General features: G+C 44.6%; 8 protein-coding genes and 1 pseudogene. 3 read left to right on the top strand and 6 right to left on the bottom strand.

Features of this window, described 5'->3' with window-relative positions:
• Positions 1 to 25: 25 nt before the first annotated feature.
• Entirely contained in the window at positions 26 to 937 is a 912-nt protein-coding gene (locus tag EYS00_RS18665) for an ExeA family protein (protein ID WP_130639477.1), read from the top strand.
• Positions 930 to 1,940, top strand: coding sequence for a general secretion pathway protein GspB (locus EYS00_RS18670; RefSeq protein ID WP_130639402.1), 1,011 nt, complete (start codon positions 930 to 932; stop codon positions 1,938 to 1,940). Before EYS00_RS18665 ends, EYS00_RS18670 begins: the two co-directional genes overlap by 8 nt.
• A 14-nt stretch (positions 1,941 to 1,954) precedes the next feature.
• Here EYS00_RS18670 and EYS00_RS18675 read toward each other — a convergent pair whose 3' ends face one another.
• The 6 genes and pseudogenes from EYS00_RS18675 to EYS00_RS18700 form a co-directional block, all read right to left on the bottom strand.
• Positions 1,955 to 3,151, bottom strand: coding sequence for an HD-GYP domain-containing protein (locus EYS00_RS18675; RefSeq protein ID WP_130639404.1), 1,197 nt, complete (start codon positions 3,149 to 3,151; stop codon positions 1,955 to 1,957).
• Between the two features lie 105 nt (positions 3,152 to 3,256).
• A complete protein-coding gene (gene leuD, locus EYS00_RS18680) occupies positions 3,257 to 3,865 on the bottom strand; it encodes a 3-isopropylmalate dehydratase small subunit (protein WP_130639406.1) in 609 nt (202 codons plus the stop codon).
• Between the two features lie 5 nt (positions 3,866 to 3,870).
• Positions 3,871 to 5,270 (bottom strand): annotated as a pseudogene (leuC, locus tag EYS00_RS18685) (3-isopropylmalate dehydratase large subunit).
• 4 nt (positions 5,271 to 5,274) lie between these two features.
• Entirely contained in the window at positions 5,275 to 6,372 is a 1,098-nt protein-coding gene (gene leuB / locus EYS00_RS18690; protein ID WP_130639408.1) for a 3-isopropylmalate dehydrogenase, read from the bottom strand.
• On the bottom strand, positions 6,373 to 7,932 hold the full coding sequence (leuA, locus tag EYS00_RS18695; protein WP_130639410.1) for a 2-isopropylmalate synthase: 1,560 nt from the start codon (positions 7,930 to 7,932) through the stop codon (positions 6,373 to 6,375).
• 432 nt (positions 7,933 to 8,364) lie between these two features.
• Positions 8,365 to 8,913 (bottom strand): hypothetical protein, encoded by a 549-nt coding sequence (locus EYS00_RS18700; protein ID WP_242618835.1) that lies wholly within the window; start codon positions 8,911 to 8,913, stop codon positions 8,365 to 8,367.
• Between the two features lie 684 nt (positions 8,914 to 9,597).
• Between EYS00_RS18700 and EYS00_RS18705 the strand changes: the two genes are divergently transcribed.
• On the top strand, positions 9,598 to 12,549 hold the full coding sequence (locus EYS00_RS18705) for a TonB-dependent receptor (protein ID WP_130639414.1): 2,952 nt from the start codon (positions 9,598 to 9,600) through the stop codon (positions 12,547 to 12,549).
• Positions 12,550 to 12,555: the final 6 nt, after the last annotated feature.

A 12,555-nucleotide genomic window follows, 5' to 3' on the forward strand; every position in this document is an offset into this window, starting at 1 on the left:
AAAACTAAACGACGCAGTGGAACGCATGTATCTTAACTATTTTGGGTTGAATGATAACCCATTCTCAATAGCGCCAAATCCCGACTACCTGTATATGAGCCCAAGGCACAAAGAAGCCCTTGCGCATTTAACATTTGGCCTGCGTGAAAGTGGTGGCTTTGTTATGCTCACAGGAGAGGTTGGTACGGGCAAAACCACAGTGTCGAGAAAGTTGCTGCAGCAATTACCCGATAACACGCAAGTGGCAATGATACTCAACCCCACGCTGTCTGCTTTAGAACTTTTGGCAACGGTGTGTGATGAATTAGGGCTCGCTTACGATGCAGACAAAGCCAGCCTTAAGTATTTTACTGATTTGATTTTGTCTAAATTGGCAGATAATCATCAGGCGAGTATGAACACCGTACTGATGGTCGATGAGGCGCAGCATTTGTTACCAGAAGTGCTCGAACAGTTGCGGCTACTGACTAATCTTGAAACGAATCGGGAAAAGTTACTCAAAGTGGTATTGATTGGTCAGCCCGAGTTACAGCAATTACTCAAGCGCAATGAATTAAGGCAGTTGGCACAGCGTATTACAGCTAGATATCATTTGTTGCCGCTCACTGCGCCTGAAGTGTCATCCTACATTGCTCATCGCTTAAGTGTGGCTAATGGCGATATCAGTATCTTTGGTCGTTCGACCTTACGGGCGGTGCATCAAATTACTGGTGGCATTCCGCGAGTCATCAATTTGTTGTGTGACAGGGCTCTGACTCTCTCATTTACCAAGCAAAATGCGGTGGTTAAAAAATCGATATTTTTAGCGGCTGCTGAACAGATTTTAGGCGAAGATGTTGTTACTCAGCGTGTGCAAAACCAAAGGAAATGGTGGATGTTAAGTGCGTTTGCAGTGGCCATTGTTTGTGGCTACGGAATAGGAAGTTTGTATGTCTAATCTAGTAGCGATAGCACAGTTAAAACCTGGAATGGTGATCCTTTCGATTACGCAACAAAACGGCCCGGTTAAAATTCGAAAGTCAGGATTGGTGACCAGTGATGCCATGGTGCAAGGCCTGATGGAAATGGGCGTTCAAGAAGTCGAAATCGATCCTGAACAAACCGTTGAAATTGCACCAACCACACAGCACAGAACGCAAACCCAAGCGTTACTTCGCGGTGATAGAGATACTAACGCGCAAATAGATAATACCCTGTCTGAACAGTTTAATCGCAGCCTGTTTTTACCTACGGTACAAGGCTTGCCCTCAGTTTGGAAACGTTATGGAAAAGACGCTGCTGTTTATGCTGTGTTGATTGTGGGGGGGCTATGTATTGGTTACACCATAGCTACGTCTTCACAATGGTTGAGAGCATTCGAACCTATACCGGCAACGCGCATAGTACAGACAACTCCACCTTCAGTTGCTCCCAATCCAACGACAAGTGTTGCCCAGTTGCCGCCTGAGCAAACATTATCACCTGAGGTTAGCACGCAAGCTTCACTACCGGTGGAACAAAATGAGGCAACGACAGAAGCTTTGCAGCAAGTAGTCTCCTCATCTGCACAAGATGAAGGACGAATTATCAACACTCAAGATGAGGACGATGTGCAAGTATCCCCAGAGTTACTTGCTCGGTTTAATGCTGCTATCGAAGCACTGGATACACCATCAACGTCTGAACCGCAGACACAAGCACCAGAAGTGAATGTTCATAATGAACTACCTCGGGTAGACCAGCTCCCGGTGCGGCTAATGACTCGATTACCTACTATGAATTTCAGTGCTCATATGTATGCGTCACGCCCAAGTGATCGCTGGGTCAGAGTCAACGGAGCTCAAGCGGTCGAGGGAGATTGGATCGACGGTAAGGTTCAGATAGTCAACATTGAGGCACAGAAAGTAGTACTCTCCTTTGAAAACACCTTATTTACTATGGCTGCATTGACCGATTGGTAGTGAGATGATTGTTCTTACTTGTCGGGCATTTGGTGAACAAAGACTTCTCGGAAGAACTTACCTAGGTTGATGTTGAAGTCATCGGGCCTAACACCGGAGACGATTTCATCATCTACTAAGCTAAGGTCCAACCGTTTTATTTCGTTATAGTGGTTGGACGTGGCACTGTAGAATGTCATAACCACGGGGCTCAACATATCCTCTTTGCCTTGTTGGCTAACTATTCCCAATTTTCCACTTTTTAATCTGACAACAGATCCAACTGGGTGAACGCCGATACATTTGATAAATGTACTCACAAGGTTTTGGTCTAATGAGCTGTCTTTGCTAAGACGTTTCAGTGCTTGAGAGGGAGTAATACTCTTTCTATAACAGCGGTTGGAGGTCATTGCATCGTAGGTGTCAATAATACCTGCGATTCTTGCAAACTCTGGAATATCATCACCTTCGATACCTCTTGGATAACCCGAACCATCAACCCTTTCATGATGGTTAGCAATAATCGATAGGGCAAGGTCGGAGATTTCACCGGATTGTTCCACTAAAGCCTGACCAATTTCGGTATGCATTTTCATCATTTCACGGTCGGCGGGCGTATACTCGCTAGTAGAGTTTCTAATATCCTCTGGCAGAGTAGACATTCCCACATCCATCAAAAGCGCGCCTAAACACGCTTCTTCGATAGTGTCGCGGTCGTATCCTAGATGTTCCAAAAACATACCCATAAGAATACTGCAGTTAATTGAGTGTTCGAGTAGGTAAGCATCGGCATTTTTGATCATGGTTAAACATGACAATGCATCGCGATTGTCGAACATACTTTCGATTAAACTTTGCGATAGATCTTCTAAAGGCTTTAGGTCTTTAGCAGCCCCGCGCTTAAGCGATTCAACAAAACCATTCTGTATGTTGACAGCATCGGTATACAAATCAGAAGCATTAGAGAGTGATGCCTTGCTAATTGGCGGGCTCTGTTTAACTTCTGATTTTTCTGGGAGCGTTTCTTCTTCAACGGGAGGGGGAGGCGGTGCGATGGACGATTTACTGTAATCGACCTCAACCACAAGTATCCCTTTGTCTTTTAACGAAGCAATAACCGACGTGGTTTTTACTAAGCCTTTAGAGCGCATTTTTAACGTACCACGTTGTTCTATCACCTGATTTACATACATGCCAGGTTCGAGATCGTGAATGGGTACGTTTTTAAGCATGCTAGCTCCAAGGGGGAAATGATTAAACGTCGGCTAATAAACAATAGCGCAGTTTTTTTAAGTTTGTTGATAGCCTAACGACTATCAACATTAACTTATTTTAACCTATAACCAGGCAGGTTGCTTGGCTTCAAACCCTTCAATTGTATCGATAAGTGCAAGGGTTTGGCCTATTGCGTCAAGACCCTGAACAAGATTTACCTTATGGTGTTCCGCGATATCAAAAGTATAGCTGTGATCACCAAAGGTGACTGTTTGCGCTGGTAGATCAACAGTAATCTCTACCGAAGGGTTAGCCTGTACGTCGGCAAATAGCGTGTCCATTTGCTCGCTTGATAATGCCACGGGTACTAACTGATTGTTGATACAGTTGCCATAGAAAATGTCTGCAAAGCTGGTGGCAATTACCGCGCTAAAACCGTAGTCAGTCAGTGACCATGGTGCGTGCTCACGGGAAGAGCCGCATCCAAAGTTTTCTCGAGCAAGTAGAATCGACGCACTCGCGTGTTCTGGTTTGTTTAACACAAACTCTGGATTAGGTTCTTTTTCTTCCAAATCCAAGTAACGCCAGTCGTGGAATAAGTGTTTTCCATAGCCTGCTCGGGTAACACTGGTTAGGAATTGCTTTGGAATGATTTGGTCCGTATCCACGTTGGCTTGATCAAGTGGAACGGCACTTCCTGTGTGTTGCGTAAAGCCTTTTGTGTCTGTCATGTGGCTTACTCCTGAAAATCTCTAACATCTGCGAAATAGCCTTTTAATGCAGCAGCCGCTGCCATGGCTGGACTCACCAAGTGGGTTCTTGCACCGCGACCCTGGCGACCTTCGAAGTTTCTGTTACTGGTAGAGGCGCAGCGATCACCAGCGACAAGTTTATCGTCGTTCATACCCAAACACATAGAACATCCTGGTAAGCGCCACTCAAAACCTGCGTCGGTAAAGACTTTGTCTAAGCCTTCGGCTTCCGCTTGAATCTTCACTGCACCTGAGCCTGGTACCACAATTGCGGTGACGTCTTGGGCGACCTTACCGTTGCGAGCAATATGCGCGGCTGAACGAAGATCTTCAATACGACCATTGGTGCACGAACCAATAAATACGTGATTAACGGGAATGTCGGCTAGCTTCTCACCTGGGTTTAATCCCATATAATCCAGTGCTTTACGGGCACTTTCTTTCTCAATCGGATCACTAAAAGACTCTGGTGCAGGTACGGGAGCATCAACACCGATAACCTGACCTGGGTTTGTCCCCCAAGTGACTTGAGGTGCTATGTCTGCGGCTTCAAGGTTAACAACCGCGTCGAACTCTGCTCCATCATCGCTGTGTAGCGACTTCCAGTAGGTGACTGCATCGCTCCATTTGTCGCCTGTTGGTGCGTACTCACGACCTTCTAAATAGTAAATGTAGTGTCATCAGGGGCGATTAAACCCGCTTTTGCACCCGCTTCAATACTCATGTTACAGATAGTCATACGCTCTTCCATAGACAGGCTACGGATGGCCTCGCCGGCGTACTCAATAACATAACCCGTAGCACCTGCGTGACCAATTTTACCAATAATGGCAAGGATAATGTCTTTTGCAGTAATACCTACAGGAAGTGCTCCATTTACATTGATAAGCATGGATTTAGCACGAGACTGCTTCAATGTTTGCGTGGCTAATACGTGCTCAACCTGAGAGGTACCAATACCAAAAGCGAGAGCGCCAAATGCACCGTGAGTTGCCGTGTGTGAGTCGCCACACACCACCGTCATACCCGGTTGAATAAGGCCTAGTTCAGGCCCCATAACATGTACAATACCCTGCTTTTTGTGACCCACAGGGTAAAGTTTTATGCCATGGGCTTCACAATTGTTTGCAAGGGTTTGCAATTGGAGGGCGTTTTGTGGGCCACAGGCATCAATGGCTAAGGAGCGTGTTGAAATACTGTGATCCATAGTACCTATAGTGCGGTCAGGACGACGTACTTTGCGTCCTTTCTCGTTTAATCCTGCGAACGCTTGCGGTGATGTCACTTCGTGAATAAGGTGACGGTCAATGTATAGTAAGCTGTCGTCACCGACCTGTTCGATAACATGTGCTTCAAATACTTTGTCGTATAAGGTCTTGGCCATGGTCTTATTCCTGATCCAACAATTGTTTAACGATTTCACTACCTACTTGTTCGGTAGTTGACGCGCGGTCTCTTTGGTCTTCTGGTAGTAACTCGCCCGTAAGTACACCAGCTTCCAAGGTAGAGACAACCGCTTTTTCGATGGCGTCTGCAGCTTCACCTAAACCAAGACTAAAGCGCAACATCATGGCGGCAGATAATATTTGTGCAATAGGATTTGCTATACCCATACCAGCAATGTCTGGTGCCGAACCGCCCGCAGGTTCATAGAGGCCGAAACCTGCTTCATTCATACTGGCAGAGGGAAGCAAGCCCATAGAGCCAGTCATCATGGCGCACTCGTCAGACACGATGTCGCCAAAAAGATTAGAACACAGCATAACGTCAAATTGTGCTGGGTTCTTCATGATTTGCATGGTCGCGTTATCGATATAGATGTGGTCTAGTTCCACATCAGGGTAGTCTTTGGCGACTTCTTCGGCGATTTCACGCCACAATCGACTGGTAAGCAATACATTAGCTTTGTCTACTGAGGTAACTTTACCGCGGCGCTTTTTCGCAGCTTCAAAGGCTGCAATAGCAATGCGACGTACTTCGCGTTTACTGTATCGCATGGTGTCGTAAGCGAATTCTTCTTCGCCTTCACCTTCACGCCCTTTCGGCTGACCGAAATAGATACCGCTGGTCAGTTCGCGAACCACCAATACATCAACACCTGACTTGGCAATATCTTCTCGAAGGGGAGATAGTGCTTCTAGTCCCGGATAAATGCGAGCCGGGCGAAGGTTACTGAACAAATCAAAATGACTACGCAAGGTAAGTAGTGCTGCCCGTTCAGGGCGTTGGTCTAAAGGCAAAGTATCCCATTTTGGACCACCAATACTACCGAATAAAATAGCATCGGCGTCTTCGCAGCCCTCAAGGGTTTTCTTAGGGAGTGCTTCACCTTCAGTATCAATGGCAAATCCGCCCACTGGGTATGCTGTTCGGTTAATTTTAATGTCGAACTTTTGTTCAACTGCATCCAACACTTTGTTGGCTTCTTGCATTACCTCAGGGCCTATACCGTCTCCGGCTAATACCGCTATGTTGTACTGACTCATTTACACTCCTGAAACACGTACTTGTTGATTTTTCTGCTGGTCAATTTGGTCAGCCAAATAGGTATTGTTCAATACAAAAATAAGGGCTTTTACGCCAGCTTCTACAATGTCTGTCGCCAATCCAATACCATGGAATCGACGTCCGTTATAAGTGGCAATCACACTAACTTGAGCAAGGGCGTCTGCGCCTTCACCTTTTGAGTCAAGTTTAAAGTCAACCACTTCGATATCTTGATGGCCGAGAATGGCTAATATGGCGTTGTACGCGGCATCAACAGGGCCATTACCAATACTTGATTGGGTAATTTCTTCACTACCGACTTTTAAAGTGACGGTAGCACTTGGAATAATTTCTTTGCCTGAGTTGGCTTGTAAATAAAGCAGTTGATAGTGCGCTTGATCGTGCTTTTGTTTATCAAAGAACAACAGCGCTTCTAAGTCATAATCGTAGACCTGCCCTTTTTTGTCTGCCAACTGCAAAAAGGCCGCATAAACTGCTTCTAAATCGTACTCATCGCTACTGTATCCGAGTTCGGTCAAGCGATGTTTAATTACATGACGCCCCGAGCGAGAAGTCAGGTTCAAGTTGTTTTTATTAATACCGACACTTTCCGGTGTCATTATCTCGTAGGTGTTTTGCGCTTTTAAGACACCGTCTTGGTGAATACCCGACGAGTGACTGAAGGCGTTAGCACCAACAATGGCTTTGTTGGCTTGAACAGGCATATTGCACAGCTGACTAACAAGCTTTGATGTACGAGAGATTTCCGTTGCATTAATATTGGTATCGATACCTAGCATGCCCTTACGAGTTTGCAAAATCATTGCTATTTCTTCTAACGATGCATTACCCGCTCGCTCGCCAATACCATTGATAGTACATTCAACTTGTCTCGCGCCTTGCTCTACCGCAGCCAACGAGTTGGCAACCGCTAATCCCAGGTCATTGTGGCAATGCACAGAGATAGTTGCTTTATCAATATTCGGAACACGATTGAACAATTGCTGGATAATTCCGCCAAACTCTGTTGGCGTGGTGTAACCTACGGTATCTGGAATATTAACTGTGGTAGCACCTGCGTTAATTGCTGACTCGACCATGCGACACAAATAATCGATATGAGTTCGCCCAGCATCTTCGCAGGAGAATTCCACATCGTCGGTATATTTACGGGCGTGTTTAACTGCAGCCACAGCCATTTCGACGATTTCGTCTTGTGACTTTCTTAGTTTAGCACCTACATGAATTTCTGAGGTCGCAATAAAGGTGTGAATTCTGAAGTGCTCAGCAACACTAAGTGCCTGACCACAGGCATCAATATCTCCAGCGAGTGCCCGAGACAAACCACACACCGTCGAATTCTTTACTTCTCGAGCGATCATCTGCACTGATTCAAAATCACCCGGCGATGATACGGGGAAGCCAGCTTCAATAATGTCCACGCCTAACCGTTCGAGTGCGAGAGCGATCTGCAACTTTTCTTTAGCACTTAGGCTCGCAGGCAATGCCTGTTCACCATCTCGCAAAGTGGTATCAAATATTTTTACTTGATTTGTCATGACGCTCTCTCATTGTGAAGTTAAAAAAAAACCCCGTGCGATGCACGGGTTTTTGTGTGATTTGTTGCTAGATGCAATCTACCCGTGCAGTCTTGCTGCCATGAGGAGTAGAGTTGTCAGTAGAATGCGTGAGTTCATTTACGCTTCGCCAGTGCACCTTCAAGTTATGCCGACAATGTAACCAGTAGTGGGGAACAGGTCAACCTTTAGTTAGCAATAATAACTATAATTTTTGATTATAAAGTGTGACATTTCGCGGGAGGGTAAATTTATCCTAATTTTCAGGGTGAATATGGAGTGATAATCGTTTTTTATCGGATAAAGTTGCTATTTCTCTGTATTACTAGGATGTTTATCCTAAACAGTCGCGAATCTAAATGGTGAAAAGTTGCTATTGGGTGGGGTTTTTATCTACTATTTTTGACTAGTTATTCACTTTTTGGCTCGTAGTGTAAAACCTTTCCAATTGATTTGGGTTGATAATCGCATTTCTCTGAGTTGCAGAGAGCGGTTTATACCCTTTCCTTTGTGTCGCCACGTATGTCCACAACAAGCTGCTGTTAAATTGGCCTTACTCGGCTTAAGTAACGCTTTGCTGATGTGTTTATTGTCATCTGGAGTGAGTTGTTCACCACGAAAGTCAAACCAGCCATGCTTATTTAAATGAACGCCTTCACTGGGCAAAGAGATCTTGTCAATCGCATCAAGCTCGATATGTTTGCCCTCCATTGATTCTATGAGAACCGGCAATACCAAACCATAATCCGCGTATTTAACCAGCCAGCTAAACAATATGTCGGGTGTTTTGTTGGTGTTGGGGCATTGAGTCGCTTGCTTGGCAAACCAACTGCCATTATGAGCATCGATGGCTAGGGGAGAGGAGTTGTCGAGTAAAAAGCGCGCTACGCTGCGAACATGATAGGGTAGGCCACCAACTTTTCTTCGCATGATAGAAATATTGTTAGGACTATTATGCGCCAAATACAATAACTCCCTCTCGTACAGCGCCGTACATATTTCAGCAAACTGTGGATGCGAGCTACTCAGCTCCCCAGATTCTTCGAAAAAGCCAGATTGCAAATCAGTCTGATCGCCAGAGTTAACCATAAATACGGATGGAGTTTGGTTGATTTTTCTTCAATGTCGTCACCCTATCAGGATTTTCTCACATTAGCTAGCGGCCGAGTAACGCCAGAACACAGGAAAAGCTTTGCTATAGTTTGAATGGCAAGTTGAATAGTTTTTACATTTTGGTTTTTGTAAGACCAATTTTGTGTGTTGGTAGATGTTAGAGCACATATTAAGACTATTTAGAATAGTCTTAAATGTATTGTTTAACATTTTGGTTAACCAGGCTTTATAGCTTCTATATATGTATTGATAAATTTTTAAATTCTTGTTTTTTATGGTTTAAATTTTATTTATGGATTATTGGTATACCTTTTTGTGTTTGTTTTTAAAGTATTGGTATGGCCAATATGTTAAATTTGTTAAAAAAATATCTCGTTAAAGATTGACCAATTTTTATTTTTGGCATATTTTGTAATAACCTTGTAAACCTGTTGTGAGGTTCTTGGTTTTCAAGGTAAGTCGTTAGCACATTTAATACGGTTAAAATGGGCAAGTGAATTGGTTGTCCATTTTGTGCCGAAAAGGAACACACACATGGGTCACAAACTATCAAAAATCACGTTAGCACTGCTATCAGCGAGCTCGCTAAGCATTGCTGCAACAGCAAACGCACAAGAAGAACCAACTGAAGATTCGCTTGAGGTTATTCAGGTTTCTGGTATTCGCGCCTCTCTAGCCAGCGCACTCAATGAAAAACGTTACAGCAATAACCTTGTTGAGGTTATTGAAGCCGAAGATATTGGTAAGCTTCCGGATCAAAATTTGGCGGAAGTATTAGAGAACATCACTGGTATCCAAATAACTCGTGAAGCGGGTGTAGGTACCGGTGTACAAATTCGTGGTACTGATGCGAACCGTACGGAAATTAATGGTGTGTCAACAGTAGGCTCCGGCGCAGGCCGAAGCGGTATTGACTTTGAAGACGTTTCTGCCTCAATTATCGCAGGGTTAGAGGTAACAAAATCACCAGACGCGAAGACTATTGAAGGTTCAGTAGGTGGTACTATCAACCTTAAAACCATTCGCCCATTACAACTATCAGAGAGACTTGCAGCGTTTCGCGTTCAGGGCGAAAACAGCAGCTTAACTACAGATAGCAACTTTCAACCAAGGTTATCAGGTACATTCGGTGATAACTGGGAAAACGAAAATGGTCGTTTTGGTGTAGTAATTAGCGCAAGTTATGCTGAACAAGACGTATCAGCATTCCGTCCTCGTGCTGACCGAGACAATTTGGTGGCATCAGACAGTGGTTTTGCCAGTGCACAGTCTTTCGATTTTCTACCTATTCAGTTTTTAGTACAAGACTACGATAACTTTGAATATGAAACTAAGAACTTCGTGGGTACTTTCGAATGGGCTCCTAATGACAATACAAAGTTCTTTTTTGACGCGGTAATCAATGACCAAGAGCGTTTACAAGAGAGTTCTCGCGTACAGGCGTCTGGTGTAAGCGCACTGAATGACATATCTGTTCCCGACTCTTTTGAAACTGTCAATTTTGGTTCATTAGGTGGTACAAACTTGGGCAGTATTCAAGCAGCGTTAACTGGTATTATTCCAGTAAACTTGGATAACGATGACGACGATCCAAACCTTCGTCTATCCACAGATACAAACTCTCGTGTAACAAAAAGCGAAATCTTCCGTCTGGGCGGTGAGTGGCAGGGTGATAAGCTGTTTGTCAGCGCAGAGATTGCGTCTTCCTCTTCAGACACAACAACACCTAGTTTTAACACCACACTCAACTTCATTAACCCGAACGCGCCGCTGGACGCGGGTGGCGGTAACGATAATAGCGTGCCTTTCCAATATGACTTAACAGGTGGTGCATTAACTTTCGGGATTGCTTCAGGTGCAGATTATGCGCCAACGGTAGAGCAGCTGATGGACCCGTACAACGTTGTTTTACGTGACGTGAATATTGGTCGTGATACTACTGAAAACAGCGAAGACGCAGCTCGTGTAGACTTCACTTATTACCTAGATAGTATGATTACTTCTGTCGATTTTGGTTATCGCTACAGTAAATCTACTAGTGTTAGAGAAGATATAGGTACAAGTGTTGGCTTGCGTTCAATGACTGATAGTCCGCGTGGTGATTTGTTCTCTGAGCTATTAGTCGCTGGTCCAGATAACTTTGACGCTGCAGATGGTCGCGAGCTCTTCGTAAAAGATTTCTTACTTATTAACCCTGAGTTGGTCGCGTCAAGCCCTGACTATGTGCTTTCCGTACTTCAAGATGCGATGACCGCGCATGGTTCGAGCCGTTCGCTAAGTGCGCCTACTGCTAGCTCATCAGGCTTCTTCGATATTGAAGAGGAAACGCACGCGCTATACGCACAAGCTAACTTTGAGTACGAAATGTTCCGCGGTAATTTCGGTGTTCGTTACTTACAAACAGACATCACATCAGTGGGTAACTCTATTACTGAAGATGATGCTGGTAACGAATTAGTTTCGCGTATTGAATCTACGGGAGATTACGATTTTGTGCTTCCTCGCTTGAACATTGTGGCTGATGTTACTGATGACGTTATTGTTCGCTTCGGTGCAGGTAAAGATATTCGTCGCCCAGACTTTAATGACTTATCTACGTCTGTAACCTTCAGCACGAGTCCGAACCCTAACGTTGAAATCGGTAACCCAGGTCTACTGCCTGAAGAGGTTATTTCTTACGACCTTTCTGCCGAATGGTATTTTGCTGAGGCTAGCGTGGTAAGTGTGGGTATTTTCCACAAAACGCGCAAAGATCTTCACGTTGAACAAATTGTGAGTCCGTTTGAAGACCCAACAACTGGCTACCGTGACTTAACTGACCCTTGTGAACAAGGTGGTATCTTTAACCCTATTGCAGACATCAACGTTTTCGGACCTGATTTAGGTACTGGTGTTTGTGTGGGTACAGAAACTAAGATCAATGATACTGGTGAAACTACTCAAAAGGGTATTGAGTTCGCGGTTCAGTACGACTTGGCAGGCTTTGAAGATGAGCTAGGTTGGGCTTCTGGTTTCGGTATTCTCGCTAACTACACCATTCAGGAGTTCTCTGGCGGTGAAGCAGAAAATTCTGCGACTAGCCGTGCAAGCAATGTGTTTGCAGCGACTACAGGTGTCGACGACATTGATGTATCAGCAGTTCAAGGTCTACTGAATCTTTCAGAAAATGCGTACAACATTACGCTTTATTATGAAAAGTATGGACTATCAGCTCGTATGAGATATACATGGCGTGAAGGCTATCGTTCAGATGACTTTGGTAGCACGTCAAGCTTCCCTTGGGGCTTCCCAGTGTATCAAGATGACCGTGGTCAGCTAAATGCGAGTATTACGTATGATGTGAACGAGCAACTTAATATTGGTCTAGAGGCAGTAAACATCACTGAATCTGAAGTAAACCAATATTGTGTAAACGAAGGTTCATTGCTTTGTTTCCAAGGTCTAACAGACCGCCGTGTAACACTGGGAGCAAGCTACAGATTCTAAGAAAAT

The organism is Alteromonas sp. KUL49 (assembly GCF_006538345.1).
In the GTDB taxonomy this organism is placed as follows: Bacteria; Pseudomonadota; Gammaproteobacteria; order Enterobacterales; family Alteromonadaceae; genus Alteromonas.